At 63.6% G+C, this 25,892-nt stretch carries 27 protein-coding genes and 1 tRNA gene; 14 read left to right on the top strand and 14 right to left on the bottom strand.

The window, feature by feature from the left end; translation table 11 throughout:
* Positions 1 to 76: 76 nt before the first annotated feature.
* The 8 genes from lysA to dacB all read left to right on the top strand — a co-directional run bounded on the left by lysA (position 77) and on the right by dacB (position 9,266).
* Complete coding sequence (gene lysA / locus AC1XDK_RS02935; RefSeq protein ID WP_483348271.1) at positions 77 to 1,357, top strand: diaminopimelate decarboxylase; 1,281 nt, start codon at positions 77 to 79, stop codon at positions 1,355 to 1,357.
* Between the two features lie 36 nt (positions 1,358 to 1,393).
* On the top strand, positions 1,394 to 1,876 hold the full coding sequence (locus AC1XDK_RS02940; protein ID WP_483348272.1) for a DUF7974 family protein: 483 nt from the start codon (positions 1,394 to 1,396) through the stop codon (positions 1,874 to 1,876).
* Between the two features lie 89 nt (positions 1,877 to 1,965).
* Positions 1,966 to 3,684, top strand: coding sequence for an ABC transporter substrate-binding protein (locus AC1XDK_RS02945; protein WP_483348273.1), 1,719 nt, complete (start codon positions 1,966 to 1,968; stop codon positions 3,682 to 3,684).
* 28 nt (positions 3,685 to 3,712) lie between these two features.
* Positions 3,713 to 4,663 carry an ABC transporter permease gene (locus AC1XDK_RS02950; protein ID WP_483348274.1) on the top strand — a complete coding sequence of 317 codons (951 nt, stop codon included), beginning with the start codon at positions 3,713 to 3,715 and terminating at the stop codon, positions 4,661 to 4,663.
* A 1-nt stretch (position 4,664) separates the two neighbouring features.
* Entirely contained in the window at positions 4,665 to 5,726 is a 1,062-nt protein-coding gene (locus AC1XDK_RS02955) for an ABC transporter permease (protein WP_483348275.1), read from the top strand.
* Positions 5,723 to 6,742, top strand: a complete 1,020-nt coding sequence (locus AC1XDK_RS02960; protein WP_483348276.1) for an ABC transporter ATP-binding protein — start codon at positions 5,723 to 5,725, stop codon at positions 6,740 to 6,742. Before AC1XDK_RS02955 ends, AC1XDK_RS02960 begins: the two co-directional genes overlap by 4 nt.
* Positions 6,739 to 8,022: an ABC transporter ATP-binding protein gene (locus AC1XDK_RS02965; protein ID WP_483348277.1), complete on the top strand. Its 1,284-nt coding sequence runs from the start codon at positions 6,739 to 6,741 to the stop codon at positions 8,020 to 8,022. Before AC1XDK_RS02960 ends, AC1XDK_RS02965 begins: the two co-directional genes overlap by 4 nt.
* Before the next feature lie 5 nt (positions 8,023 to 8,027).
* Positions 8,028 to 9,266, top strand: coding sequence for a D-alanyl-D-alanine carboxypeptidase/D-alanyl-D-alanine endopeptidase (gene dacB / locus AC1XDK_RS02970; protein WP_483348278.1), 1,239 nt, complete (start codon positions 8,028 to 8,030; stop codon positions 9,264 to 9,266).
* A gap of 239 nt (positions 9,267 to 9,505) precedes the next feature.
* Here the strand turns inward: dacB and AC1XDK_RS02975 are convergent, their stop codons facing one another.
* The 5 genes from AC1XDK_RS02975 to AC1XDK_RS02995 all read right to left on the bottom strand — a co-directional run bounded on the left by AC1XDK_RS02975 (position 9,506) and on the right by AC1XDK_RS02995 (position 13,048).
* Positions 9,506 to 10,342: a M55 family metallopeptidase gene (locus AC1XDK_RS02975; protein ID WP_483348279.1), complete on the bottom strand. Its 837-nt coding sequence runs from the start codon at positions 10,340 to 10,342 to the stop codon at positions 9,506 to 9,508.
* Positions 10,339 to 10,881 (bottom strand): TolB family protein, encoded by a 543-nt coding sequence (locus tag AC1XDK_RS02980; protein WP_483348280.1) that lies wholly within the window; start codon positions 10,879 to 10,881, stop codon positions 10,339 to 10,341. The genes AC1XDK_RS02975 and AC1XDK_RS02980 overlap by 4 nt, the downstream gene beginning before the upstream one ends.
* Positions 10,882 to 10,939: 58 nt before the next feature.
* Positions 10,940 to 11,665: a helix-turn-helix domain-containing protein gene (locus tag AC1XDK_RS02985; RefSeq protein WP_483348281.1), complete on the bottom strand. Its 726-nt coding sequence runs from the start codon at positions 11,663 to 11,665 to the stop codon at positions 10,940 to 10,942.
* Between the two features lie 136 nt (positions 11,666 to 11,801).
* On the bottom strand, positions 11,802 to 12,008 hold the full coding sequence (locus tag AC1XDK_RS02990) for a DUF7977 family protein (RefSeq protein ID WP_231185426.1): 207 nt from the start codon (positions 12,006 to 12,008) through the stop codon (positions 11,802 to 11,804).
* Positions 12,008 to 13,048 carry a zinc-binding dehydrogenase gene (locus tag AC1XDK_RS02995; RefSeq protein ID WP_483348282.1) on the bottom strand — a complete coding sequence of 347 codons (1,041 nt, stop codon included), beginning with the start codon at positions 13,046 to 13,048 and terminating at the stop codon, positions 12,008 to 12,010. Before AC1XDK_RS02995 ends, AC1XDK_RS02990 begins: the two co-directional genes overlap by 1 nt.
* A gap of 86 nt (positions 13,049 to 13,134) precedes the next feature.
* On the opposite strand from AC1XDK_RS02995, the gene AC1XDK_RS03000 reads away from it, so the two are divergent.
* The gene (locus tag AC1XDK_RS03000) at positions 13,135 to 13,773 is read left to right on the top strand and encodes a MogA/MoaB family molybdenum cofactor biosynthesis protein (RefSeq protein WP_483348283.1); all 639 of its coding nucleotides are present in this window, start codon (positions 13,135 to 13,137) and stop codon (positions 13,771 to 13,773) included.
* Here the strand turns inward: AC1XDK_RS03000 and AC1XDK_RS03005 are convergent, their stop codons facing one another.
* The 6 genes from AC1XDK_RS03005 to AC1XDK_RS03030 form a co-directional block, all read right to left on the bottom strand.
* Entirely contained in the window at positions 13,774 to 14,580 is an 807-nt protein-coding gene (locus tag AC1XDK_RS03005) for a TrmB family transcriptional regulator (protein WP_483348284.1), read from the bottom strand. It lies immediately after the preceding gene.
* 88 nt (positions 14,581 to 14,668) lie between these two features.
* Positions 14,669 to 16,309 (bottom strand): DUF255 domain-containing protein, encoded by a 1,641-nt coding sequence (locus tag AC1XDK_RS03010; protein ID WP_483348285.1) that lies wholly within the window; start codon positions 16,307 to 16,309, stop codon positions 14,669 to 14,671.
* A 117-nt stretch (positions 16,310 to 16,426) separates the two neighbouring features.
* The gene (locus AC1XDK_RS03015; RefSeq protein ID WP_483348286.1) at positions 16,427 to 17,185 is read right to left on the bottom strand and encodes a creatininase family protein; all 759 of its coding nucleotides are present in this window, start codon (positions 17,183 to 17,185) and stop codon (positions 16,427 to 16,429) included.
* Between the two features lie 97 nt (positions 17,186 to 17,282).
* On the bottom strand, positions 17,283 to 17,801 hold the full coding sequence (locus tag AC1XDK_RS03020) for a peptidylprolyl isomerase (protein WP_483348287.1): 519 nt from the start codon (positions 17,799 to 17,801) through the stop codon (positions 17,283 to 17,285).
* A gap of 39 nt (positions 17,802 to 17,840) precedes the next feature.
* On the bottom strand, positions 17,841 to 18,101 hold the full coding sequence (locus tag AC1XDK_RS03025; RefSeq protein ID WP_483348288.1) for a DUF8006 family protein: 261 nt from the start codon (positions 18,099 to 18,101) through the stop codon (positions 17,841 to 17,843).
* Between the two features lie 41 nt (positions 18,102 to 18,142).
* Positions 18,143 to 18,355, bottom strand: a complete 213-nt coding sequence (locus AC1XDK_RS03030; protein WP_483348289.1) for a DUF7996 family protein — start codon at positions 18,353 to 18,355, stop codon at positions 18,143 to 18,145.
* Between the two features lie 83 nt (positions 18,356 to 18,438).
* Between AC1XDK_RS03030 and AC1XDK_RS03035 the strand changes: the two genes are divergently transcribed.
* The gene (locus AC1XDK_RS03035; RefSeq protein WP_483348290.1) at positions 18,439 to 18,531 is read left to right on the top strand and encodes a DUF8060 family membrane protein; all 93 of its coding nucleotides are present in this window, start codon (positions 18,439 to 18,441) and stop codon (positions 18,529 to 18,531) included.
* A gap of 20 nt (positions 18,532 to 18,551) precedes the next feature.
* Here AC1XDK_RS03035 and AC1XDK_RS03040 read toward each other — a convergent pair whose 3' ends face one another.
* A complete protein-coding gene (locus AC1XDK_RS03040) occupies positions 18,552 to 19,871 on the bottom strand; it encodes a cytochrome P450 (protein ID WP_483348291.1) in 1,320 nt (439 codons plus the stop codon).
* Positions 19,872 to 19,953: 82 nt separating this feature from the next.
* On the opposite strand from AC1XDK_RS03040, the gene AC1XDK_RS03045 reads away from it, so the two are divergent.
* Both AC1XDK_RS03045 and AC1XDK_RS03050 read left to right on the top strand, forming a co-directional pair.
* Entirely contained in the window at positions 19,954 to 20,382 is a 429-nt protein-coding gene (locus tag AC1XDK_RS03045; protein ID WP_483348292.1) for an SHOCT domain-containing protein, read from the top strand.
* Between the two features lie 74 nt (positions 20,383 to 20,456).
* Positions 20,457 to 20,588, top strand: coding sequence for a hypothetical protein (locus tag AC1XDK_RS03050; protein WP_483348293.1), 132 nt, complete (start codon positions 20,457 to 20,459; stop codon positions 20,586 to 20,588).
* Positions 20,589 to 20,692: 104 nt separating this feature from the next.
* Here AC1XDK_RS03050 and AC1XDK_RS03055 read toward each other — a convergent pair.
* Positions 20,693 to 20,766, bottom strand: a tRNA-Ile gene (locus tag AC1XDK_RS03055).
* A gap of 35 nt (positions 20,767 to 20,801) precedes the next feature.
* Entirely contained in the window at positions 20,802 to 21,359 is a 558-nt protein-coding gene (locus AC1XDK_RS03060) for an FxsA family protein (protein ID WP_483348294.1), read from the bottom strand.
* Positions 21,360 to 21,816: 457 nt separating this feature from the next.
* On the opposite strand from AC1XDK_RS03060, the gene carB reads away from it, so the two are divergent.
* Both carB and AC1XDK_RS03070 read left to right on the top strand, forming a co-directional pair.
* The gene (gene carB, locus AC1XDK_RS03065) at positions 21,817 to 24,954 is read left to right on the top strand and encodes a carbamoyl-phosphate synthase large subunit (protein ID WP_483348295.1); all 3,138 of its coding nucleotides are present in this window, start codon (positions 21,817 to 21,819) and stop codon (positions 24,952 to 24,954) included.
* A gap of 154 nt (positions 24,955 to 25,108) precedes the next feature.
* Positions 25,109 to 25,843, top strand: coding sequence for an SDR family oxidoreductase (locus AC1XDK_RS03070; protein ID WP_483348296.1), 735 nt, complete (start codon positions 25,109 to 25,111; stop codon positions 25,841 to 25,843).
* Positions 25,844 to 25,892: the final 49 nt, after the last annotated feature.

Below are 25,892 nucleotides of genomic sequence, written 5' to 3' on the forward strand. Positions count from 1 at the left end.
GACGGGGAATCGGGGGGCGATTCCGACCTAGCATGGGAGGGTCAACCGTTATCGGCCCCTTGTGGGAAGTTCGAACATGGAACTCAGCGAACGGAAAGAGCGGTTGCGCAGACACGCCGACGACCTCGTGTCGTCGTTCGGGTCGCCGCTGTACGCCTTTTTCGAGGAGGACTTGCGAGCGAACTACGGGACGCTTCGGAGCGTGTTAGACGAACACTACCCCGACTCCGAGGTCCACTTCGCGGTGAAGGCAAACTACAACCTCGGTATCCTCTCGGTGCTTCGGGATGCGGGGTGCAAGGCGGAAGCCTACGCGCGGTGTGAACTGACCGCCACGCAACGCGCCGGGTTCGACGCCGAGGACGTACTCCTCACCGGGATGAACCGAGCGCCCGAGGACATCGAGCGGGCGCTCGACTGGGGCGTTTCCCACCTCCTCGTGGACAACGCGACGGAGTTGGAGAAGATAATCGTGGCCGCGGAGGCGACCGGAACGGTTCCCGACGTGCTGATTCGCGGCAACCCCGCGATGGAGGTACCGACCCACCCCGAAGTGGCGACGGCGACCCGCGAGAGCAAGTTCGGCCTCGACATCGAGAGCGGACGGGCGATGGCGGTCGCACGGCAGGCCGCCGAATCCGACGCTGTCTCGCTCGCGGGCGTCCAGTTACACGTCGGCAGCCAGATTCGCGGCGTCGAACCCTACGGCGTCGCGGCGCGCGAGATGCTCGGCTTCGCGGCGGACGTACGGGACGAACTCGGCGTCGAAATCGAGGTCATCGACCTCGGCGGCGGGTTCCCCGTTCCCTACGACGAGGCGGTCCCGGACACGGAAACCATCGTGGCGCACATGGCCCGGACGATTCGGGAAACGTGTGCGGAATACGACCTCGCCGAACCGCGCCTGTTCGTCGAACCGGGACGGCGTCTCGTCGGCAACGCCGGGACCTTTCTGGGGACGGTCGGCGTCGTCAAGGAGACGCCCTACGCCGATTTCGCCGTCCTCGATGGGGGCACGAACGCGGTGTCGTCCTACTGGCCGTACCCCGTCTACGCGGTGAAAGACCGCGAGGCGACGCGAACGTACCACGTCGCGGGACCGCTCTGTTACACCGGCGACGTGGTGAGCGAGGACGTTCCGCTTCCCGAACTCGGCCCCGGAGACGTGGTAGCGGTGGACCGCATCGGCGCGTACTCGCTCGGAAGTGCGAGTCACACGAACGCCGAACCGAAACCACCGGTCGTGTTAGTTCGGAGCGACGGCACGTACGACCTCATCAGGGCGCGCGAGTCGTGCGACGACGTACTCGGCAAGGACATCGTTCCCGAATCGTTGGACGAACCGACGCGCCCGTGAGAAAGACCTTTGCGTGATGGGTACCGTGACGAAGCCATGAAACCGTCAGAGACGCTGTCGCCCGACCCGGTGGGCGGCATCGAGGAGTCGGGAGGGTTCTTCGCCGGGTTGGTCCCGAATCGGGTCGCACTCCGGTGTCTCTCCGTCGAACTCCGTGCACCACGCGAAATCGTCGTCGGCGAACCGAGCAGGTTTCTGATCAGGATAGAAAACCGCTTTCCAGTGCCGTTGAGCGTTCGGTTACCGAGAGCGAAACTCTGGGGCTGGTCGGTGGACGGAATTCCGGAGGCCGACGAACGGGGGTTCGAACCGCCGGAGACGCCGCGGACGGTCTCGTTTCGACGCCGTGGTGTCAGACTGTTCGAAGGGACATGGGACGGACAGGTCCGCCGCTCCGGAACCGACGGCGATGTCTGGAAACCGAAACCCGGAACACACACGCTCACGGCGTTTCTTGCGACTGATCATGAGTATCAAAATGTACGCGATAGCGTAGAGGTAACGGTCGTTTCCCGTTGACCCTAGTATGAAAGGGCGGCGTTATATGCCACGTCCATCTTTGCTATTAGGTATCACGAACCGGGGCTTTCGTCCCGACGACCGATACTATGACAGACAAATACGAACCCTCGTTGAACCGACGCCGATTTTTGACGGTCAGCGCGCTCGGCGGTGCGACGGCACTGGCTGGCTGTGGTGGTAAAAGTACGACCGGTGACAACCCCGGCGGAGCGGGAACGACCGACTCCGGCAACACGGACACCGGTGGAAACGACGGCGGCAACAGCGCCAGCGTGAAGGGCGGAACGTTCGTCAACACCGCCCCGGAGGACGCGACGACCCTCGACCCGCGAATGAACGAACTCGCGTGGGCGAACGGGATGCTGAACTACGTCTTCGACGCGCTCTTGGCCGTCAAACCCGACGGGAGCGAAGTCGTCCCGCATCTCGCAAAGGAGAAGCCGAAAAAGCAGGACGAGACGACCTACACCGTCCCGATTCGACAGGGCGTGAAGTTCCACAACGGAGACGAACTCACGGCGGACGACGTGGAGTACTCGTTTAGCTGGGTACTCAATCCGGACAACAAGTCCACGAATCAGGAGAACCTCGCGTTCATCGAGAGCGTCGAGAAGTCCGGGGACTACGAGGTGACGTTCAACCTCAAACACCCCTACGCGCTGTTCGAGTTGACGTTGGCGGGCATGAACGCCGCCATCGTTCCGAAGAAGGCCGCCGAGCAGATGGGCCAGAAGAAGTTCGCCCAGAAGCCCGTCGGGAGCGGGCCGTTCAAACTCAAGGACTGGCAGTCGGGGTCCGACCTCACCCTCGAACGACACGACGACTACTTCCTCGAAGCGCCGAACCTGAAGCAGCTCAAATACCGCATCATCCCCCAGGCGTCCGTGCAGTTCGTCGAGTTGGCGACGGGCAACGTCCACCAAGCGGGCGTCCCGAAGGACCTGCTCGGCAAGGCACAGAGCCAGAACAACATCGAGATGAAGCGCATCTCGCAGTTCGACTACAACGGCCTCATCTTCAACGCGAAACACGAGCCGTTCGGGAACCGGAAGGTGCGCGAGGCCATGCAGTACCTCGTCGATTACGACGAGATGCTGAAAGTGACCAAGGGAGAACTCGGAAAGCGCTCCTACGGCTACATGCCCAAGGAGGTCAACGAGGCGTGGGACTTCCCATGGAAGGAATGGAAGAAGAAGTACTTCCCGGCGAAGGACCACGACAAGGCGAAACAGCTACTGAAGGAGGCGGGCTACGGCGGCGGTTTCGACGTGAAGATGTCCACGCACACCTCTGGGAAGTTCAAGAACATGGCCATCATGCTCCAGAACGAGATGGACAAGGTGGGCATCAGCGCCGAAGTGCAGGAGGTGTCCATCGGGGAGTGGCTCGACCAACTCGACACGGGCGAGTACGACGTCACCTTCTACGGCTGGTCGGGCGGGCAGGACCCCGACGGGTTCTACTACTACCTGTTCCGCAACCCCCGCAACGACGACAGTCCGGTCCCGGACAACTACGTCGGCAACGCGTCCGCCGGAATGCTGTACGAAGCGTATCCCGACAGCAAGAAGCTTCAAAAGGCCGACGAGAAGATTCGCAAAGCGCGGCAACTCCAGAGCCGCGACGAGCGCCGACAGCTGTACATCGACGCCGCGGAGACGTTCATGTCGGAGTATCCCCACATCTCCGTGTACTCGGAGCAGTCCGCCACCGCGTGGAGCAAGAAGGTGAACGACTACGAGCCGACCGCGTTCGTCTCACAGCCGCTGTGTAACGAGTGGTCGAACGCCTCGCTGAACAAGTAACTCCCCACCCCTTTCCGTACACGAAATCATGAGCATGTATCGATACACCGCCCGGCGGCTCCTTCAAATGATACCGGTCCTGCTGGGGGTTTTCACGCTGACGTTCGTCATGATGCACAACCTTCCGAGCAATCCGGTTCGAATCTACCTCGGCCTGAACCCGAGCAAGGAGCTCGCGGACCAACTCATTCACCAGTATGGCTTCGACCGACCGCTGTGGCAACAGTACCTCGATTACTTAGGGCGAATCCTGCACGGCAACCTCGGCATGTCGTTCATGCGGAAACGACCCGTCACCGACCTGATGATGGAGCGCATCGCCCCCACGCTGACGCTGATGGGTCTGTCCTACGTCATCGCGCTGCCGATTTCGCTCCTGCTCGGCGTCTATGCCGCCTCGCGGCACAACCAGCTCGGCGACCACGTGTCGCGCTTCTTGGGACTGGTCGGACTCTCGACGCCGAACTTCTGGCTGGGACTGATGCTCATCTTCCTCCTCGCCTTGGAGTTTCAGTGGCTCCCGGCGTCCGGGTACGTCCCGTTCGCCCAAGACCCGGTTGAGTCCGTGAAGCGACTCATCATGCCGGTCATCACGCTTTCGACGGCACAGACGGCGACGCTGATGCGGATGACGCGTTCGAGCATGGTCGAGGAGTTATCGCAGGATTACGTCCAGACGGCGCGCGCCTACGGGCTTCCCGAGCGGCGCATCCTGCTCAAGCACGCCTTCAGGAACGCGCTGTTGCCGCTCGTCACCATCATCGGACTGCAGTTGTCGTTCCTGCTGGACGGGAGCGTCATCGCCGAGAAAATCTTCGCCATTCCGGGCATCGGCCGGTTGTTCTTCAACGGCATCACGCACAACGATTACGGCGTCATCATGGGTCTCACCCTGATATTCGCGTTCCTGTTCCTCATGGGAGTTTTGCTGACGGACTTGGCCTACGCATACATCGACCCGCGAATCAGATACGACTGATATGAGTACGAATCAACCAATTACGGAAGCCGAAATCGACACGGAGAGTCGCCTACGAGGGACGATTCGAGAGCTACGACACAGCCCGACGGCTATCGCCGGTGCGATAATGGTCGGCGTCCTCGTCGTGCTGGCCGTCTTCTCGACCATCGACCTCGTGGTGTTCAACAAACAGCTCATCACAGCCATCCACGCGGACCCACACCAGATAAACACGATGGACCGCTACTCGCCACCGTCCCTTTCCCATCCGATGGGGACCGACAATTTCGGGCGTGACGTGCTGTCGCGGGTCATCTACGGCAGTCGGGTCGCGCTCGCCATCGGCGTCATCTCCGTCGGAATCAGCTTCCTCGGCGGCGTCGCCTGCGGCGCGACGGCGGCCTACTTCGGGGGCAGAGTCGACGACGTCATCATGCGAGCGCTGGAGGTGCTGTACTCGATTCCCGGCCTCATCCTCGCCATGACGCTGATGATCATCATGGGCCGGAGCGTGTACAACCTCTTCCTCGCCTACGGGGTCATCGGCATTCCGGCGTACGCCCGCGTGATGCGTTCGGAAGTGCTCTCCCTTCGGGAGGCGGAGTACGTCGAAGCGGCACGCGCCGCGGGGCTGCCGACCCGAACCATCCTGTTCCGCGAAATCGTTCCGAACGGACTGACCGCGGTGATCGTTCAGGCGACGCTCTCGATGGGCGGCGTCATCATCGGCGCGGCGGCGCTGTCGTTCCTCGGGCTCGGCGTCCAGCCGCCTACGGCCTCGTGGGGACGGATGCTGAACGACGCACAGCAGGCCATGATCATCGCGCCGTGGGCCGCCGTGTTCCCCGGCCTGATGATATTCCTCACCGTGATGGGTTTCAACATGCTCGGCGACGGCCTCCGCGACGCGATGGACCCGCGGACCACGCTCTGGGAGCCCGACTGGGACGAACTCGGCGACGACTACCTGCCCAGCGACGACCGGACGAGGGACGAACTCGACCCGGTGACGGATGGCACAGCCACGGACGGCGGAACGACCGTCGGTGAACGACCCGACGAAGACGGAGGAAACCGATGAGCCTACTCGAAGTCGAGAACCTACGGACGTACTTCTACACCGAGAGCGGCATCGTGCAGGCGGTCGACGGCGTGAGTTTCGAGGTCGACAGGGGCGAGACGCTCGGACTGGTCGGCGAGAGCGGGGCCGGAAAGAGCGTCACGGTGAAGAGCCTGCTCGGCCTCGTCAACTCGCCCGGAAAAGTGGTCGACGGCTCGGTTCGGTTCGACGGGCGCGATTTGACCGAGTGTTCCGAGCGCGAACTCCGGCGGGAGGTCCGCGGGAGCGAAATCTCGTTCGTCTTTCAGGACCCGATGACGGCGCTGAACCCCGTCTTCACCGTCGGGAACCAGATAGCCGAAATCGTCGAGTATCACACCGACGCCACCGAGAAGGAGGCCTACCAGCGAGCCATCGAACTGCTGGACGACGTGGGAATCCCGGACCCGGAACAGCGAGTGGACCAGTACCCGCACGAGTTCTCGGGTGGGATGCGCCAACGCGTCCTCATCGCCATGGCGCTGTCGTGTAACCCGAAACTCATCATCGCGGACGAACCGACGACGGCGCTCGACGTGACGATTCAGGCCCAAATCCTCGACCTCTTCGACGAGATTCAGGAGGAGTACGACACCGCGGTCGTCTACGTCACCCACGACCTGGGGGTCGTCCGCGAGACGTGCGACCGGGTGGCCGTGATGTACCTCGGGAAAGTGGTCGAACAAGCACCGTACGAGGAACTGTATCGCAATCCGAAACATCCGTACACCCAGTCGCTGCTGCGGTCGGTCGTCCGACCCGACGAGCGCGTGGAGAACCTCGACCCAATCGAGGGGACGATGCCGAGCGCCATCGACCCGCCGTCGGGGTGTCGATTCCGCACGCGCTGTCCCGTGGCGGTCGAGGACTGTTCGCGAATCGAACCGCCGCGACTCGACGTGGGACCGAACCACGATGCAGCGTGCATCCTCTACGAGGGGGAGTACGGCGGTGAGGTACCGCGACTGCACGAGCGAGCGACACGAGGGAAACCATGAGCCAACAGGCGACACAGTCTCCGAAAGAGCAGACCGAACCGCTCCTCAGGGTGGAGAACCTGACGAAACACTTCCCGGTGAACACCGGGTTCATCAGTTCGCTTCGGTGGAACTCCGACGGCGGTTTTCCGCTGACGTTGGACGACAAACGAGTCAGAGCGGTCGACGGCGTGAGCTTCGACCTGCAACCCGGCGAGACGCTCGGCGTCGTCGGCGAATCCGGGTGTGGCAAATCGACGCTCGCCCGAACCCTCCTCGGGTTGACGGAACCGACCGGCGGCGCGGTGGAGTTCCACGGGATTCGGACGACGACGTTCGATTCGGACGCGAAACGGAAGTTCCGACGGAACGCCCAGATGGTGTTTCAGGACCCGCAATCGAGCCTCAATCCGCGCCGAAAGGTGGGAAACATCATCGCGGACCCGCTCGAAGCGGCCGGATGGGACGAAGAGCGACGACAGGAGCGCGTCGTCGAACTGCTCGGACAGGTCGGGTTGAAGGAGGAACACTACGGTCGCTATCCGCACGAGTTTTCGGGCGGGCAGCGCCAGCGCATCAACCTCGCACGGGCGCTCTCCATCAACCCGGACCTCGTCGTCGCCGACGAACCCGTGAGCGGGTTGGACATGAGCGTGCAGGCCCAGATTCTCTCGCTCATGCAGGACATACAGGACGAGTACGACCTGACATACCTGTTCATCACGCACGACTTGAGCGTCGTCAGGAACGTCGCCGACCGCGTGGCGGTCATGTACCTCGGCGACTTCGTTGAGACGGGTCCGGTCGACCGCATCTTCACCGAACCGCACCATCCCTACACTCGCGCGCTGCTCGATGCCGTCCCGAACCCCGACCCCGACACGCGCGGCGTGGAACCGAAACTCGTCGGCGACGTGCCCAGTCCGAGTGATCCACCGTCGGGGTGCAAGTTTCACACGCGGTGTCCGGACGTCATCGTCCCCGAACCCTTCACACGAGAGACGTACCGCGAGTACATGGACCTGAAAGCGGACGTTCGAGCGGAATCGATCAAAACGGACGTCGAACCCGCCGCCGTTCGGTCGGGCTACTTCACGGATAGGCTCCCGATTGCGGTCGACGAGACGGTCGAACAGGCCGTTTCGGCCGCATCGAGCGGAGATTGGGACGGCGCACGGGAGGCGCTCGAAACGTACCGGTCGCCGTGTGAAACCGACGTGCCGGAACTCGAATCGGTCGCCGACGGACAACGCTCGGCCTGCCACCTCGACGCCGACGGACGGGAACCGTTCACGTGGTGAGCGGAGTGGACTCCGACGCTGTCATCCTCGATTCGAATTCGTTCGCCACCAGCGTACTGGCCCGCGAACGCGGCGGGGTCGTCCTCGCATCGCGGAACCCGGACGTGCCGCTCCCGCCCGCGTCGAACACGAAACTCCTCACCGCCGCTCTCGCGCTCCATCATCTCGGTCCGGACTATCGCTTCGAGACGCGCGTCTCGCGGGCGGGTGATTCGCTCGTGCTGTCGGGACGGGGGAATCCGTCACTGTCGCCGACGGACCTGTCAAAGCTCGGCGAATCGGTCCGGGACGCCGGAATCGACGGCGTGGGAGACGTCGTCGCGGAGACGGGGTGGTTCGACGGCCAGACGCGCGGACCCGGTTGGATGTGGGAGGACGGCCGGCACGGCTACGGTGCGGAGAGCACCGCGCTGGCGCTCTCGGGCAATACGGTTTCGATAACGGTGTCCGACACCGACGTCGAGGTCACGCCGGATACCGACGTTGTCGAACTCCACACGGAGTTCGACGAAACCGCGGAAGAGTTGCGGATGTTCCGTGACTGTCCGAGGAACGCGATTCGAGTAGGAGGGAAACCACCCGAAGAGGAGCGGACCGAAACCGCGCCGGTCGGCGACCCGGTTCGCCACTGTCTCCTCGCGTTCCGTGACGCGCTCGAAGCGACGGGTGTCGACCACGACGGCGGCTTCCGCGTCGCGGACGAGGTCGAGTCGAGCGAGACGGTTGCGAGGGTGAAATCGCTGCCCGTCGCCGACCTCGTCCGCGAGATGAACGTCCCCTCGGACAACTTCCTCGCGGAGCAGTTAGCCCGGACCGTCGCCCGCGAAGTCCACGGCGACGGGTCGTGGGACGCGTGGGAACGCGTCGTCGGCGACTTCCTCGACGCGCGCGACGCGGGGCGCGTTCGAATCCGGGACGGGTCCGGCCTCTCGCGCTACAACCTGATTTCGGCGCGAGGGCTGGTGCGGTCGCTCGAATGGGCCGCGGAGCAACCGTGGTCGGGAACGTTCTTCGACTCGCTTCCCGCATCCGGTGAGGGAACGCTGGCGGAACGGTTCGCCGACGTTTCCGGCGTTCGGGCGAAGACCGGGACGCTCACCGGGAGCAGAACGCTCTCGGGAATCGTCCGCAGGGAGAACGGGACGGATGTGGTGTTCTCCGCCCTCCTCGGCGGACTGGTCGGCGACGACGAGGAGCGGGCGCGGGAGCGAATCGACGCATTCGTTTCGGAACTGGTCGACTGAGCACGAAGCTTTTTCAACGAAAACGGGGGCAGTTCGCTCCATGGACCGGTTCCCCGAATCCATCGGAAAAGTGTCCTTCGAGCGGCTAGTTCGGGTGTTGCTCCTCTCCTCGATTTCGCTTTTCGTACCACTTCACCCGTTGACGTATCACGGTGAAAAGGACAGACCCGACGGCTCGCGTACGAGCGCGGATTTCCGCGTCCGGGTTGGAAAAATCATCGGTGTGGGACCGCCACCGCCTATCCGTAGAACTCGTTTCTCCCTGCGCCGCCGCCGTGCAACATCGCCACGGACGCCTCGAACGCCGCGACGTACGAGTCCGCTTCGACGCGGGTCGTCCGACCAGCGACGCGTTCGACCGACGGAATCCCCGCCGCGCTGGCGGCCTGATTCGTCGCCGCCCAGTCGGCCTCGATAGTCACCGGTTCGTCCGGCGTCGGTTGCGCGAGGTCGGACGCTCGACGGACCGCCCGCTCCGCGCCCTCCTGAATCCGATTCCGTGCCCGTTCGGGGGGAAGACAGTTCGCAGTGAACCGGTCGATTCCCTCCTTGACGACGGCGGTTTCGACGTCTTCCAGATGGTCACGAGCCTCGGATTCGGTCGCGTCGTCGCCCGTAACGAGGCCGACTGGAACGCCGAGCGAGGCCGCGAGTCCGGCGTTCCAGCCGAGTTCCCCGACCTCCGTCCCGTTCACGCGGAGCGAGAGGAGGACCTGCCCGTAGTAGGTGTGGTTCAGCACGGCCTCCGGCGTTCCGGCCTTGGCATGGTAGCCCACGAAGAAGGCGATGTCGTGGTCCTCGCTCAGTCCCTGCATCATCGACCACGGTTTCGTGCCGCCGCGAATCAGGCGGGCCGATTCGTGCAGCGACTCGCGGGGCAGGTTCGTCATCGAGGAGTGCGAATCGTTGACTACCACTTCCTCGGCACCGCCGGCGAGCGCGCCATCGACGGCGGCGTTCACGTCGGCGACCATCGCGTCCTGTCCAGCGGGGTAGTCGGCCTCGCCCTTCACCACGTCGCTCGGGTCGGCGATTCCCGTGATTCCCTCCATGTCGGCGGAGATGAAGACGTTCATCGTTCGTCCTCCAACACTCGTTCGACCTTCCTGAAGGTTCGTCTCCACGTCGCCCGCTTCGAGAAGACGTGGTTCTCGCCGGGATAGTGGTCGGCGTCGAACTCCTCGCCGAGAAACGGCCCCCGCTCGGGGACGTCGAAACTCCGCTCCGCGCCGGTCGTCGCGTCCCGGACGACGGGGCGGCCGTCGCGGTAGAAGGAAAAGCGCGTTCCGTCGTTCGACCACGTGTACGACCCCGTGGCCTCCGTACCGGAGAGAATCCGGTCGGTCGTTCGTCGGTCCGGGTCGGCGAGGAACAACTCGCCCGCGTCGGTCGCGACGAGGAGTTCGGAGGTCGGCGGCGACCACGTGAACTCGGTGACGTAGCCCTCCTCGGGGACGAATCGCCACGAGCGGTCGCCGTCCGGGTCGGTCACGAACAGGACGTTTCCGTCGTCTTCGTAGGTCGTCGCCGCGAGAAAGTCGCCGTCCGCGGACCACGCCGGGGGACCGGGGTACTTCACGTCCAGTACGTCGGAGAGTGTGAGGGATGGTGACACGAGATTCCATTCGGGCCAACCCTCAAAGCGGTACCTGATGCGGCTATCGCGACGACGCTCAGTAGTTTCGCTTGGCGAGTTTCGTGAGGAAGGCGTTGAGGACCTTCTGTTCGCCCTTCCGGAGGTGTTCGAGGAACGTCGGCCCGCTGATGCCGAAGTCGGCGGCGATGTCGTTCGCGGTCACGTCCCGCGGCCAGTTGTAGTATCCCGCCTCGTGTGCCGAGAAGAGACACTCCGTTTGGCGGGCCGAAAGCGAGTCGTAAATCCGGTCGCTGGTGTTGGCGAACTCCACGTTGTCGTTCGGGTCCACCTCGTGAATCGACTCCAACTGCACGTCGTATTCGTCTTCGAGTTTAGTGAACACGGATTCGAGTTGGTCCGAGCGGACGAGAACGGTCCAGTACTCGCGCCCGCCGGTGATGTGGACGGGTTCGATGGGCATGAACTCGGAGTTGACGATTTCGGGGACGATGCTGGACGAACGCGCGTAGGTGACGACGATACGGGCGCGGTCGCCGCTGTGTTTCAGGATAGCCGTGCTCTCGACGACGCGATGGGAGTCGATGGCCTCCACGAACGTCTCGATGTCGTGGTCGCCGTTCGTGACGATGATAAAATCGCCTTTCACCGTCTCGTCGGTCGGGTAAAGCGACTTTTCGAGGATGTGCGTGCCGTCGTACTCGTCGGTGACTTCTAGCGTCCAACACCCCGGATGCCAGAGTTTGAGTTCCACTTGTCGATGTGTCGTTCCGTCCTGATTCTCCGAGACGTGGATGACGCTCATTCAGTGTGTGTCATTCCCCCACACCATGAAAAATTTGTGTATTTCGGATATTACAGTTCTACAAGAAATAGTCGAAACGATATAATATCGGAAAAATTAGGGACGCCACAACGTCCCGGTGTCGTCCGGAGCCGAACTACACTCGCTTTTGGGCCGACCAGACCGCCGTCCCTCCGAGCAGCAGGGCGGGAATGAGCGGCAGGATGAGGTACGCGAACTTGAACGGGAGATACGGCGGGTCGAGGTAGATGAGGAGCGGCGAAACGATAAACGCCAGTACGATCACGCCGACCAGAATCCACCCGCTCCGTCCGAACTCCCGCTGTTCGCTGTCCTCGGTCATCATAGCTCGCTATCGGGTTTTACCACCACTTTACCAAAGCCTTCCCGGTTTTCGAGCATTTCGTGGGCGCGGACCGTCTCGCTCATCGGGAGGACCTCCCGAATCGCGGGTTCGAAGGTGCCGTCCCACACCAGTTCCATCACGTCGTCCACCTCGCCGAGGCTCGCCATCGTGGACCCGATGACCGAGAGTTGGTTCCAGAAGATTCGGTTGATGTCGGTCTCCGGTTGGCCGCCCGTCGTCGCGCCGCAGGTGACGATTTTGCCGCCCTTGGCGAGGCTCTTGAGCGAATCCTGCCACGTGGCCTTTCCGATGTGGTCCACGACGACGTCCACGCCGCGACCGCCGGTCAACTCGCGGATTTGCGAGGCGAAATCCTCGGCCTCGTAGTCGATGACGTGGTCGGCACCGAGTTCGCGGGCGTGTTCGAGTTTCTCCTCGCTGCTCCCCGTGGCGTACACCGTCGCCCCCGCGTAGTCGGCGATTTGGACCGCCGCGTGGCCGACGCCGCCGGACGCGCCGAGGACGAGAACGTTGTCGCCCGACGTGACTTCGGCGCGCGTGATGAGCATCCGCCACGCGGTCTGGAAGACGAGTGGGGCCGCCGCCGCCGTCTCCCACGCGACGTCCTCGGGGACGGGAATCAGGTTGTCCTCGGGAACCGCAGCGAGTTCGCTGTGGACGCCGCGGACGTGTTCGCCGATGATGTGGTAGTTGACACACATCGAATGTTCGCCGTGGCGGCAGAACTCGCACTTGCCGCAACTGACGCCCGCGGAGAGGGCGACGCGGTCGCCGGGTTCGAATCGAGTCACGTCCTCGCCGACCTCCACGACTTCGCCCGCCCCGTCGCTGCCGGGGATGTGGGGCATGTCGAGGTCGATTCCGGGCAGACCGCGGCGGGTCCACACGTCCAAGTGGTTCAGCGCGCCCGCCTTCACGTCGATGAGGACTTCATCGCGTTCGGGTTCCGGGTCGGGGAAATCGCCGTATTCGATGACCTCGGTTCCGCCGTGCTCCGTGAACTGGACGGCTTTCATACGTACACCGTTAGCCGCGAAGACTAAAACTGTGTGCAAATCGGGGTTCGTGTGAACTTTTGGGGAGCCCCGTCCAACGGTCGAGCATGACGAACCACGACAGCAGCGGCGACGATGATGGACGGAACGATGACCAGCACGGCAATCACGAGCACGGTCATGGCGGTCACGAGCATGACCACGGCCACAATGAAGAGGGGGACCACGACCACGACGAACACGACCATCCCGACCACCACGCCCACGACGTGAGCGAACTCGGGTTCGCGGTCGTCACTGTCTCCTCCTCGCGGTCGGTGGACGACGACCCGGCGGGCGACGCCATCACCGAACTCGTCGAGGAAGCGGGCCACGAAATCGTTACGAGGGAACTCGTCGCCGACGACCACGACCGGGTGCAGAAGACGGTGAACAACATCGTCGGCCGCGACGACGTGAACGTCATCGTCACGACGGGCGGGACGGGCGTCACCCCGGACGACGTGACGATAGAGGCCGTGTGCCCGCTCCTCGACAAGGAACTGCCCGGATTCGGCGAACTGTTCCGCCGACGCTCCTACGACGACATCGGGACAAAAATCGTCGGGACGCGGGCGACGGCGGGCGTGGCGGACGGCACCGTGGTCAGTTGTCTGCCCGGCAGCGAGAACGCGGTCCGACTCGGCGTGTCCGAAATCGTCCTCGAAGAGGCGGGCCACCTCGTCGGTCTCGCTCGGCGCGAGTAGTCAGAAGTGAAGCGGTTCCGCGACCTCCCACCGCGAGGAGAACTGGCTGTTGACGTTCGCGGCGAACTCGGGGTCCTTCAGGTCTATCATGGCGAACGCCTCGCCGGGGGACAGCGGGTTCGCCACCTCGATGCACACTTCGATGTCGTCGATGAGGTTGAACGTGCCGTCCAGTTCGGGCGTCGTTCGGACCGAAAACTGCGGATGGTCCGAGAGGGTCGACGCGTAGCGCTGTCCGACGCTCTCGGGAAGCGTGTCGACGAGTTTCGGCGACATGAGGACCGACACTTCCACGTCGCGGGACAGCGCCCGTTCGATGTGCTCGGTGACGGTATCGCCGATGTCGCCGATGTCGAACGTCGGCGAGACGCGCCCGGCGACCATGACGATTCGACGCTCCGCCGCGTCCAACCGTTCGATGAGCAGTTCGAGCGACTCCTCCGGACCGAGCGCCGCCGTCCAGAAACCCTCCTCGATGGGTGGTTCGACGGTGTCGAGTTCCGTACTCAACTCGTCGACGATGTCCTCGTACTGGTCCGCTTTCGCGTTCAGTTCGTCCAATTTGTCGTCGAGCAGTCGGTCGAGCGCGGTACTCGGTTCGACCGCGACGTACTTTTTCGGACGGCTCGCGCTCTGACTGCGGACGAGGTTGTGCGTTTCGAGGCTGTTGAGAACGTCGTAAATCCGTCCCATCGGGACCTCGCTCACGCGGGAGAGGTCTTTCGCCGTCGTCGGACCCGTGTTCAACAGCGCCCGATAGGCTCGGGCTTCGTATTCCGAGAGACCCAAATCGCGGAGACTTGCCATAATCGTTGACATTAGGCCGACAGTATAAAAACGCTACGTGCGTTCCCGACCATTCGACCGAACGGGCGATCATCTTCGGGCGATACCGTCAGAAAAAACTCGATGCCAGTTCACTCAGTTCGGCGGGAGACGCGGCCGGTTCGGAGACCGTTTCCCCGTCGACGAGGTGGGCGGTGCCTCGTTCGTACTCGCCGTCGGGGTCGAGGACGACGACCTTCTCGTGGTCGGCGAGGCGGAGCGCGGCGCGGTGCAGATTCGAACCGGGTTCGGTGGCGACGACGACTCGCAAGGGCGGACGACACAACCGGGACGCGGCGGTCGCGTAGCCGGCGACCTGCACGCCGATCCTGTCGGCCGCACCGGCGAAGGCACCGATGGCGTCGTGTGCCGCGATTTCGTAGGACTCTTCGCCGGTCAGAATCGCCAAATCGACCAGCGCGTCCGCAAGCGTCGCGTTGTCGTCCACGGGGCGAAGCGACCGGTCGAGGAGGCCGGGACCCTCTTCCGGGCCGTCGATGAACGCGCCGTCGTCCGTCTGAAGCGTGTCGATGGCGTGGTCGGCGACGGCGCGAGCGGTATCGAGGTAGGTCGCTTCGTCTCCGAGGACCTGCGCGGCGGTGACGAACGCTCGAAGCACGGAGGCTTGGTCGGCGAGGAGGCCGCGTTCTCCCTCCTCGTCGCCGTCGCGGTAGTGGACGACAGTACCGTCATCGACGTACGACGAGAGGAAATCGAGGGTCCGTTCGGCGTAGCGGCGGGCGTGTTCGTCGTCCGTGTAGGCGGTGTAAGTGAGCAGCGCGTCGGCGGCGAGCGCGTTCCGGTCGGCGAAGGCGGTGAAATCGACCGCCGGGGCCTCCTCGCTCTCCCGGTCGCTCGCGTCGCCCTCGTAGTAGTCGTCGCCGGGTCGCTGGCTTCCCCCGAAGGCGTCGCCCTCCCAGAGCGTCGTGGTGAGGTACTCGACGGTCTTTGCGGCGGGGTCGCGGTAGCGCTCCTCGCCCGTATACAAGTAAGCGTTCGCGTAGGTGCGCAGGAGCGCGGCGTTCACGTCGAGCATCTTCTCGCGGTGAACGTCGTTCCAATCGCGGGTTCCGGCGTAGCGGAAGAAGCCGCCTTCGTAGTCGTCGTAGAGGTTCGCCGTGATGGACGAGAGCGTGGCGAGCGCCCGCTCCCGGTCGCGTTTGAGCGCGAATTCGACGGTTCGGGGAAGCGGGAACTTGGCGTCGTCGCCCCACCCGCCGTTCGTCGGGTCGAACCGGTCTTCCAGTTGGCCGACCAGCAGGCGCTCGATTTCGTCCGTCACCTCGCCCGACGGCGGGTTCTGGTCGCGGACGTTTCGCGGGACCTGCGACGCGTCCCGACCCTTGTGCTTCCAGAGGTCCCGCACCTGCCCGACGACTTGGCGCATGGTGTTCGCGTCGAGGAACGTCGCACCGGTCAGGTGTTCGCCCTCCGGCGTGAGGAACACCGTCGTCGGGAAGCCACCCATGTTGTAGCGCTCCCTGACGCGCGGGTGACGGTCGATGTCCGCCCGAATCGGGACGAACGAGTCGTTGACGTTCGCCGCCAGCGTCGGCACGGCGTACGTTTTCTCGTCCATCTCGTGACACCACGAACACCACCGAGCGGAGAGCGAGAGTAGGATCGGTTTGTCGGCGTCCTGTGCCTCCTCGAACGCCGCGTCACCCCACTCGCGCCACTTGATCTTCGTCCGTTCCGCAGACTGGTCCATGGCGGACCATCGGTGCGAACGAGGGAAGTGGTTTCGGAATCGGCGTGTTGCGAGGGCCGTTCGGTGTCAGTCGTTTTTCAATCCAGCCGAATGGACGCGTCCGTCGTCCGGGGAAACTCAGACGGCCTCGCGCTCCGCTTCGATTCGCTCCGCGTACGCCGTCGCTATCGTGTCGAGAATCACCTCACCGGCTTCCGCGGTTCCCTCGCGCGGGTCGCCGAGAACGCCGGTTTCGGTGATGGACCTGAACCCCTCGCTCAGCAAGCGAGAGACCGAAACCTCCTCCTCGTGGCCGACTTCGAGTTCGTCCGCCTTGACGAGTCCCTCGTCTATCGCCAGCACCATCGCGGTTTCCGCGGCCCCCGCGTGAATCACGTCCTCTTGGTACTCCACGCCACCCTTCCGGAGCCCCTCGTTCTGGAGTTCCATGAGGTCCCCGAGGTCCGCGAGCGCGATGACGTTCGCGTCGATATCGCGGGCGATTTCGGGTGCGACGGTGTTGACGGGCGCGAAGTTACCGCCGTGGGTCGGGACGAGGACGACGTGTTCGAAGCCGTGTTCGTCCAGCGATTCACAGTAGGCGGAAATCAGGTCCATGAGAACCGTCGCCGGAATCGTTATCGTCCCCGGAAACTCCATATGATGCCCCGAACAGCCGGGTCGAATCGTCGGCGCGGCCAGCGCGTCGCCGAGTTTTTCGGCGATTCGGGCCGCCAGTTCGTCGCCCGCAAGCGTGTCCATTATCAACGGGAGATGCGGGCCGTGCTGTTCGACCGCCCCGACGGCCACGATGGCGGTTCGCGTTCCGTCGTCGAGTGCGGTTTCGACGTCCGGCCAACTGTGCTCCGCGAGTTCGAAGTTCGAATTCGTCGTCATGTGTATCACTGTGTAATCGATGGTGATGAGCGGACGGGCAGAAATCACCCAGCCTGATGGAAATCGGACCGCAAAAAGGAAGCGTTCGCGTCGGCGTTCAGTCGTGAATCTCGACGGATTCGAGGACGACGTCGTCGAGCGGTTTGTCCTGCGGGTTCGTGTCGACGTTGCCGATTTCCTCGACGATGTCCATGCCGTCGATGACCTCGCCGAACACGGCGTGGCGGTTGTCGAGGTGCGGTTGGGCGTCGAGCGTGATGAAGAACTGCGAGCCGTTGGTGTTCGGACCGGAGTTGGCCATGGAGAGGATGCCCGGGCCGTCGTGGGAGAGTTCGGGGTGGAACTCGTCGTCGAACTGGTAGCCCGGACCGCCGCGGCCGGTTCCCGTCGGGTCGCCACCCTGAACCATGAAGCCGTCGATGACACGGTGGAACAGTACGTCGTCGTAGAGCGGTTGGTCGGTCATTCGGTCGCCCGACTGCGGGTCGGTCCATTCCCGCTCGCCGGTCGCCAGACCGACGAAGTTCCCGACGGTGCGGGGCGCTCGCTCGTCGAACAGTCGAACCTCGATGTCGCCGTGATTCGTGTGAAGCGTGGCTGTCAGGTCGTCTGCCATATCGGAACGGTCGGCCTCCAAGGAAAAAAGACGTTCTATCTAATGACCGGCCGTCGTGTACAACAACGGTGCGACGACCAACAACACGACGCCGAGGTAGGCGTACGTCGGGGGCGCACCCATCGAGACGATGAGAAGGAACAGAACGCCGAACAGGATTGAGTTCAGCGACAGCACCTTCCGTGATTTCAGCGGAATCGAAGCCAGCAGCGAAAGCGCGAACAGGGCGAAAACTGCGTCTCCGACGTTGATCTTGAGAAGGAAGTCGTCGACGAGTGGCAGTGGGACGAACTCGAACATTCCTGCCCGACAGTCGGGGTGAGTTCTCCTTTAAACTTCCGCTATGCCCCGCCCGACCCCGTCAACTCTAGCGGTCTGACCCAGACGTACCAGATGAGGATGGCTGCCGTGAGATAGCCGGAGTAGAAGATGAGGGTCCCGAGTAGTCCGTAGCCGTTCTGTGTCAGGACGTACTTCAGCATGCCCGGCACGATGACGCCGAGCGCCATCGCCAGGCCGAAGCGAACCTTCCTCGCGGCGTTCTGTGTGCTCATGCCAGCGCGTTCGTCCTCCACCCGCCTGAATCGCACGGTTTGGGACTGGCAACGAGACAAGTGACAGAACATAGATCATTTAGTTGGTCCGGTCGCTGTTCAACGCGATGTTCGACCTCGTCGTCCTCCTCGCGGCGGGAATCGGCATCTCGTTCGTCATCCGGGAGATGGACTGAACGGAGAAGCGTCGTCCGCCTTACCGCGCTCGCACCGTTACTTCAACCGGATTCTCCGGGTGCAGGGTGACGAGCGGGACGAGAGACAACGGCGCTGACGACACGAGGTCGAAAGCGAAGCGTGTTCCGAGGGTCGCCAACACGAGTTTCGCCTCGCGCATGGCGAACCCATCGCCGATACACTTGCGCGGGCCGCCGCCGAACGGGAAGTAGGCGAACGGCGGGAGTTCGCGGCGGAACTCGTCCGTCCAGCGTTCGGGTCGGAACTCCCACGGGTTGGGGAAGAAACGCTCGTCGTGGTGGACGACCCACTGTGGCGCGGAGACGATGGTATCCGCCGGGACGTGGAACCCCGCGAGTTCGTCCGCCGTCGCCGTCTGTCGGTAGATGACGTAGGCGGGTGGATACAGTCGCATCGCCTCGGCCACGATTTTGTCGAGATAGTCGAGGTCAGCGAGGTCGGTGACGGTCGGCGTCCCGTCCACCACCGAATCGAGTTCGTCGTGGAACCGCGCTGCGACCTCGGGATGCTTCGAGAGGAGGTACCACGCGTACGTGAGCGTCAGGGCCGTCGTGTCGTGGCCTGCGAGCAACATCGTCATCATCTCGTTGCGAACGCTCTCGGCGTCGAGGTCCCCCGCCTCCTCCCGGTCGAGCAACACGCCGAGCAGGTCGCTCTCGCCGCCGGAGTAGTCGTGCTGCCTGCGGATTTCACGGAGGATGCGGTCGAGTTTCTCGACGGCGCGACGGTAGCGCACGTTTCGCGGCGTCGGCACCTCTTCGGGAACGAATCCCTGCGGACCGGGTTGGAAGCGCTCGCCGACTTCGAAGAGCGCCTCGCGGATGGCGCGTTCCATGCCGTCGATTCGAGCGCCGAGGAGGCTCTCGACGACGATTCTGAGCGTGAGTTCCGACATCTCGACGTGGATGTCGGTGTGTTCGCCGTCCACGAGGGAGTCGGCCAGTTCGACCGTATCGCGGACGATGATATCCCCGTACTCGTCCAGTTCCGCACCGTAGAACGACGGCTGCATCGTCTTGCGCTGGCGTTGCCAGTGATGGCCGTCGCTGGTCAGTAAACCGTCGCCGAGGAGGCCGCCCAGACCCTCGTCACCGCCCAAATTCGGCTTCCGGTAGTTCGCGGCGTTCGTCACGAGGACGCGCCGGATGGCCGCCGGGTCGGTCACTTGGTAGACCTCCGTTCCGTACACGTCGATACGGGCCACGTCGCCGTACTCGTGTGCGACGTGCTCCATGAACCCCAACGGGTCGTCCGCGTACTGCAGACTGGACCCCAAAATCGGTATCCCCTTCGGTCCCGATGGCACGCGGTTTGCCATGTTTGGGATTGGGTTGCACGGCGTAAGAACCTGCGGTCTAACGAGTGACAGCATTTTTATGATACACGGTGAACCGACGGGTATGGATGAGACGCCCGTCACGCTCACCGACCAGATTCCGGCGGTACTCGCGCTGACAATCCTCGGTGTGGGACTGTTAGCGCTGTTTCTCGGCTACAGTTGGTTCTGGATGGTGTTCGCCTTCGGGTTCGCCGTCGTGCTTCCGCTCGTGACGATTCTCACGCAGTCGTTTTCGAAACGGCGACGGCACCGCCGGGAGCGACGAGGGGAACGACAGTGGGAGCGTGACGACTGGAAGCGCGATAGCCGGAACGACCGGTCGAAGGGATACGGTGACACGCAGCAGGACGCCCTCGACACCCTCCGGAACAGATACGCCCGCGGAGAAATCGACGAGGAGGAGTTCGAACGGCGAGTGGACCTGCTGTTGGAGAACGAGACGATAGGGGACGTGAAAACGCGGCAGGAGCGGGAACGCGAATTCAACTGACCGAGATATCTCCGATTTTCGACGGACGATTCGAGCGCCACAACCGATTTCAGCGACGCTCCCGACGGGACCCCATGGAGAACGAGAGTACGGAAAACGATTATCCGAACTGGCGAGGACTGGCGAAGCACCTGTTGACGGGGTTGGCGGTCGTCTCGTTCGTCTGGGTGGTGCGGAAAGTGCAGAGCGACGAGACCGGTCGCTGACGGCTGTGGCGGTGTGGAAAATCGAACCGAGAGAGGACTCTCGGAGGAGTTGTGAACCGCAAGATTAGGTGGCTGGGGAGTTTGTCCTCGGCCCCCGTTGAAGGTGGGCCAACGCGGATTTGAACCGCGGACCTCCCGGTTATCAGCCGAGCGCTCAACCTAACTGAGCTATTGGCCCCGGTTGGCGCATTTACTCATTGCCGGTTGTGATTTTTAAGGGTTTCCTTTCTCCTCGGCGTCGTCGTCGAACTCTATGTCGTAGGCGTCCGAATCCACCCGATAGGTGTCACCGTCCGAACCGTTCGAGGAGGTGGTGGTACCCGAGTCTCCGGCACCGGTGACGTTGCCGCCGTCGGGGAAGCCGAAGGTGTAGACGTTCCCCGAGGCGAACCCGCCGGTCTGCTTGTCGATGTACGGCATGATGATCCACTTCTTGGCCACCGTACGGAACACCGCACGCGTGGGCGGGAGCGCGAAGAGGAACCCGAGCGTGTCCGTGATGAGGCCGGGCGTGAGGAGGAAGGCACCCGCGACGAGCAGGAAGCCGCCGTCGATGATGCGGTTCGTCGGGGCGTTCCCGCGTGCGAGGTCGGACTGAATCTTTTCGATGGTGTGTCTGCCTTCGGCACGTACCAGCAGCATTCCGATGAGGGCGGTCAGCACGACGAGCAGGACGGTGACCATCCAGCCGATCTGCGAGGCGACGAAGATGAGGAACAACCCGTCCAGTAACGGAATCAACAGCAACAGCGCCAGCATCCGTTTCCACATGATTCGACGTAGTGGTTCAGGCTGTAAAACCCTTTACCTGCTGATGTGACTCCGACGAGCGGAAGTGAAAGACGAACGACGACACTCGGTTTCGTTCGTCCGTCCGCGTCCCCCGAGCTACGAACCGGACCATCGACGCGTGCGCGTGGTGCGAGGTCGGTCGCCCGCGCGCGACGCTATCGGTCGCGGAAGTGGAGGAAAGATTTGCGTCCGAAGTGTACGAGTGTCCCGTCGAACCGGCCGATGTCCGAACCCACTTTCCGTCGAAAACGAGGGTTATCGCTGTATCTTCGTTCAGTTCTTCCCCTCGTCCCGTCGTTTCCGTCCCGGAATCGTCGAAATCTCCCCGGAAGACGAAAACTCACGAGTTCGTTTCCGAAATTCGAAATGCAGTTTCGTACCTCGTAATGATTCGTGGGGCTTATTACGATGTACGAACTTCACACCGATAACAGCCATGAGTAAGGACACCGAGGACAGGACGATTTTGCTCATCGGAAGCGGACCAATCCAAATAGGGCAGGCAGCGGAGTTCGACTACTCCGGCGCGCAGGCTTGCCGTGCACTACAGGAAGAGGGGGCGCGAGTCGTTCTCGTAAACTCCAACCCGGCGACCATCATGACCGACCCCGAGATGGCCGACGAGGTGTACATCGAACCCATCACGACGGACGCCATCGCCGAAATCATCCGGAAGGAGCGCCCGGACGGCGTCATTGCTGGCCTCGGCGGACAGACAGGACTGAACGTCACCGCGGAACTCAGCGAGGAGGGCATCCTCGAAGAGTACGACGTGGATATCATGGGGACGCCCCTCGATACCATCTACGCCACCGAGGACCGCGACCTGTTCCGCCAGCGGATGCAGGAACTCGACCAACCGATGCCATACTCGACGACCATCTCGCTCGACGAAGGAGAGACCGCCACCGAGATGGACGAGGAGGCGCTGGGCCAGCGCGTCGAGGACGCCGTCGAAACCGTCGGCGGCCTGCCCGTCATCTCGCGCACGACCTACACCCTCGGCGGGTCAGGATCCGGCGTCGTTCACGAGATGGACGAACTCAAAGAGCGCGTGCGGAAGGGACTCCGCCTCTCGCGCAACAGCGAGGTGCTTATCACCGAATCCATCGCCGGATGGGTCGAACTGGAGTACGAGGTGATGCGCGACGCCGACGACTCGTGTATCATCATCTGCAACATGGAGAATTTGGACCCGATGGGGATTCACACGGGCGAGTCCACCGTCGTCACTCCCTCGCAGGTCATTCCCGACGAGGGGCATCAGGAGATGCGCGACGCGGCCCTCGAGGTCATCCGGGACCTGGGGATTCAGGGCGGGTGTAACATCCAGTTCGCGTGGCACGACGACGGCACGCCCGGCGGCGAGTACCGCGTCGTGGAAGTGAACCCCCGCGTCTCGCGGTCCTCCGCTCTCGCCTCGAAGGCGACCGGCTACCCCATCGCCCGCGTCACGGCGAAAGTCGCGCTCGGCAAACGCCTGCACGAAATCGAGAACGAGATTACGGGCGAAACCACGGCGGCGTTCGAACCCGCAATCGACTACGTGGTGACGAAGGTGCCGCGCTGGCCCAAGGACAAGTTCGACGACGTGGACTTCGAACTCGGCACTGCGATGAAATCCACGGGCGAGGCGATGGCCATCGGGAGAACGTTCGAGGAGAGCCTGCTCAAAGCCCTCCGCAGTTCGGAGTACGAACCCGACGCGGAGTGGGACGAAATCGATGACGACGAACTCGAAGACGAATACCTCGAAAAGCCGACGCCCGACCGCCCGTACGCCATGTTCGAAGCGTTCGAACGGGGCTACACCGCGGAACAGGTCGCGGACCTGACCGGCATCGAATCGTGGTACGTCGAGCGCTACGGTCGCATCGCCGAGTCGGTCGTGGCCGCACAGGACGGCGATTTCGCCCCGGCGGCCGAGAAGGGATTCACGAATCAGGAGGTCGCGGCGATGGCCGGTGCCGACGTCGGGTCGGTCGAGACGGCCGCACCCGAGCGCTCGTTCAAGCAGGTCGACACCTGTGCGGGCGAGTTCGCCGCCTCGACGCCGTACTACTACTCCGCGCGGTCCGCCCGCGAGACGAACGTGTTCGGCAACGACGAACTGCAAGTGAACCCCGACGTGGAGAGCGTCGTGGTCGTCGGCGGCGGCCCGATTCGCATCGGGCAGGGCGTCGAGTTCGACTACTGTTCGGTCCACGCGGTCCGCGCACTCCGCGAGATGGGTATCGAGGCCCACGTCGTGAACAACAACCCGGAGACGGTTTCGACGGACTACGACACCTCCGACGGCCTGTTCTTCGAACCGATAACGGCCGAGGAAGTCGCCGACGTCATCGAGGCGACGAACGCCGACGGCGTAATGGTCCAGTTCGGCGGCCAGACCTCGGTCGACATCGGCCAACCGTTAGAGGAGGAACTCGAACGTCGGAACCTCGACTGCAACGTTCTCGGGACCACGGTCGACGCGATGGACCTCGCGGAGGACCGCGACCGCTTCAACCGCCTCATGGACGACTTGGGAATCGAACAGCCGACCGGCGGCAGCGCGACCAGCGAGGAGGAGGCCCTCGAACTCGCACACGACATCGGCTACCCCGTTCTGGTGCGTCCGTCCTACGTCCTCGGTGGCCGCGCGATGGACGTCGTGTACGACGACGAGGAACTGAAGGAGTACATCGAGGAGGCGGTTCGCGTCTCGCCCGACAAACCCATCCTCGTGGACGAGTTCCTCGCCGACGCCGTGGAATTGGACGTGGACGCCGTTTCCGACGGCGAGAACATCGTCATCGGCGGCGTCATGGAGCACGTCGAAACCGCAGGCGTTCACTCGGGTGACTCGGCCTGCATGATTCCGCCGCGCTCGCTGGACGAGGAGACGCTCTCCCGCGTCCGCGACGTGACCGAAGACATCGCCCGCGCACTCGACACGGTCGGGCTGCTGAACGTGCAGCTCGCCGTCCAAGATGGAACGGTGTACGTCCTCGAAGCCAACCCGCGCTCCTCGCGGACGGTCCCGTTCGTCTCCAAGGCGACGGGCGTGCCGATAGCGAAACTCGCCGCGAAGGCGATGGCCGGCGAAACGCTTCCCGAACTCGACGTGGTCGAACAGATACCGGAACAGACGAGCGTGAAGGAAGTCGTCTTGCCGTTCGACCGCCTGTCCGGTTCCGACCCGCGCCTCGGCCCGGAGATGAAATCGACCGGCGAGGTGATGGGAACCGCCGACTCGTTCGGCAAGGCCTACGAGAAGGCACAATCCGCCGCCTCGAACGCACTCCCGACGGAGGGCGTCGCGGCCATCGAACTGGACGTGGACGGCTTCGGCGACTACTACGAACTCGCCGAGTTCGAGGACACCGCGAAAGCGGTCCGGGAAGGGAAAATCGACTTCCTCGTGAGCGACGACCGTGCGGCGCTGGAGATGGCCGTCGAGGAAGACCTCCCGTACTTCACGACCGTCGCCAGCGCGACGGCGGCGCTCGAAGCGCTCGCGGCGCGCGACGAACCGCTGTGCGTACAGTCGGTCGGTGACAGGCCGAAAGTGGAACGCGAGTGGGGCCGCTAACCGGGCGAGAAGGAGAGGTCGCGAAACGGTTCCGATTTTTCGCAGAGTACCGATACACCGCTCGGAAGGGATGCGGTGGTTTCGCCCTTTTCTCCCGACCCTAACAGGGTTGGCCGCGAAACATTTCCCCGCTCTACACGAAGACGCCGACACTATGTCGAACGAAATCGAGCGCGTACTCGTCGCAGGTGCGAGCGGTGAGACGGGCCGTGAACTCCTCCGAGGGCTCCGTGGAACGGACGTCACGGTCAGGGCGATGACGCGTTCGCGCCGGAAGGAACGGGAACTGTCCGAAGACGGCGCGGACGAGGTTATCGTCGGCGACCTGTTGGACCCCGCTGACGCTTCCCGCGCCGTCGCTGATTGCGATGCGGTCCTCTGTGCCGTCGGGTCGTCGCCGGGACTCGACGTGCTACTGGGTGGAGACCTCGTCGACGGCGCGGGCGTCGAGAACCTCGTCCACGCCGCCGTCGCCGCGGACGTCGAGCGGTTCGTCTTCGAGAGTTCCATCGGTGTCGGCGACTCCCGAGAGAAAGCGCCCGTGCCGCTTCGACTCCTCCTCTGGCACGTTCTCAACCAGAAGAATCACGCGGAGGCCGTGCTCCGAACGTCGGGCGTCCCGTACACCATCGTTCGCCCCGGTGGGCTGACGAACGCGCCCGCGACAGGCGACGTGTTGGTCGGGGAAGGCGGCGAAACCGTCTCGGGAAGCATTCCGCGTGCGGACGTCGCCCGACTGATGATCGGCGCGCTGTTCACGCCCGAGGCCGAGAACCGAACCTTCGAAGTGGTCAGTCGTGACGGCCAGCGCGGAACGTCGCGAGGGCTGGTCGAACTCGACTGGCAGGTTCCCGGCGAGGAAGAGATCGGAATCGAAATCGAGGAGTAAAATCGATACGCCGCGTTACCGCCCGGTGGACGGACGGTAGTGTTCGCAC

The sequence above is a fragment of the Haladaptatus sp. HS23 genome (assembly GCF_056892285.1).

What these genes read in the sequence shown, in the direction of transcription:
- lysA (WP_483348271.1), top strand. Translation starts at nt 77, where the DNA reads ATGGAACTCAGCGAACGGAAAGAGCGGTTGCGCAGACACGCCGACGAC.
- AC1XDK_RS02940 (WP_483348272.1), top strand. Translation starts at nt 1,394, where the DNA reads ATGAAACCGTCAGAGACGCTGTCGCCCGACCCGGTGGGCGGCATCGAG.
- AC1XDK_RS02945 (WP_483348273.1), top strand. Translation starts at nt 1,966, where the DNA reads ATGACAGACAAATACGAACCCTCGTTGAACCGACGCCGATTTTTGACG.
- AC1XDK_RS02950 (WP_483348274.1), top strand. Translation starts at nt 3,713, where the DNA reads ATGAGCATGTATCGATACACCGCCCGGCGGCTCCTTCAAATGATACCG.
- AC1XDK_RS02955 (WP_483348275.1), top strand. Translation starts at nt 4,665, where the DNA reads ATGAGTACGAATCAACCAATTACGGAAGCCGAAATCGACACGGAGAGT.
- AC1XDK_RS02960 (WP_483348276.1), top strand. Translation starts at nt 5,723, where the DNA reads ATGAGCCTACTCGAAGTCGAGAACCTACGGACGTACTTCTACACCGAG.
- AC1XDK_RS02965 (WP_483348277.1), top strand. Translation starts at nt 6,739, where the DNA reads ATGAGCCAACAGGCGACACAGTCTCCGAAAGAGCAGACCGAACCGCTC.
- AC1XDK_RS02975 (WP_483348279.1), bottom strand. Translation starts at nt 10,342, where the DNA reads ATGAACGTCTTCATCTCCGCCGACATGGAGGGAATCACGGGAATCGCC.
- AC1XDK_RS02985 (WP_483348281.1), bottom strand. Translation starts at nt 11,665, where the DNA reads ATGAGCGTCATCCACGTCTCGGAGAATCAGGACGGAACGACACATCGA.
- AC1XDK_RS02990 (WP_231185426.1), bottom strand. Translation starts at nt 12,008, where the DNA reads ATGACCGAGGACAGCGAACAGCGGGAGTTCGGACGGAGCGGGTGGATT.
- AC1XDK_RS02995 (WP_483348282.1), bottom strand. Translation starts at nt 13,048, where the DNA reads ATGAAAGCCGTCCAGTTCACGGAGCACGGCGGAACCGAGGTCATCGAA.
- AC1XDK_RS03000 (WP_483348283.1), top strand. Translation starts at nt 13,135, where the DNA reads ATGACGAACCACGACAGCAGCGGCGACGATGATGGACGGAACGATGAC.
- AC1XDK_RS03005 (WP_483348284.1), bottom strand. Translation starts at nt 14,580, where the DNA reads ATGGCAAGTCTCCGCGATTTGGGTCTCTCGGAATACGAAGCCCGAGCC.
- AC1XDK_RS03010 (WP_483348285.1), bottom strand. Translation starts at nt 16,309, where the DNA reads ATGGACCAGTCTGCGGAACGGACGAAGATCAAGTGGCGCGAGTGGGGT.
- AC1XDK_RS03015 (WP_483348286.1), bottom strand. Translation starts at nt 17,185, where the DNA reads ATGACGACGAATTCGAACTTCGAACTCGCGGAGCACAGTTGGCCGGAC.
- AC1XDK_RS03020 (WP_483348287.1), bottom strand. Translation starts at nt 17,801, where the DNA reads ATGGCAGACGACCTGACAGCCACGCTTCACACGAATCACGGCGACATC.
- AC1XDK_RS03025 (WP_483348288.1), bottom strand. Translation starts at nt 18,101, where the DNA reads ATGTTCGAGTTCGTCCCACTGCCACTCGTCGACGACTTCCTTCTCAAG.
- AC1XDK_RS03030 (WP_483348289.1), bottom strand. Translation starts at nt 18,355, where the DNA reads ATGAGCACACAGAACGCCGCGAGGAAGGTTCGCTTCGGCCTGGCGATG.
- AC1XDK_RS03040 (WP_483348291.1), bottom strand. Translation starts at nt 19,871, where the DNA reads ATGGCAAACCGCGTGCCATCGGGACCGAAGGGGATACCGATTTTGGGG.
- AC1XDK_RS03045 (WP_483348292.1), top strand. Translation starts at nt 19,954, where the DNA reads ATGGATGAGACGCCCGTCACGCTCACCGACCAGATTCCGGCGGTACTC.
- AC1XDK_RS03050 (WP_483348293.1), top strand. Translation starts at nt 20,457, where the DNA reads ATGGAGAACGAGAGTACGGAAAACGATTATCCGAACTGGCGAGGACTG.
- AC1XDK_RS03060 (WP_483348294.1), bottom strand. Translation starts at nt 21,359, where the DNA reads ATGTGGAAACGGATGCTGGCGCTGTTGCTGTTGATTCCGTTACTGGAC.
- carB (WP_483348295.1), top strand. Translation starts at nt 21,817, where the DNA reads ATGAGTAAGGACACCGAGGACAGGACGATTTTGCTCATCGGAAGCGGA.
- AC1XDK_RS03070 (WP_483348296.1), top strand. Translation starts at nt 25,109, where the DNA reads ATGTCGAACGAAATCGAGCGCGTACTCGTCGCAGGTGCGAGCGGTGAG.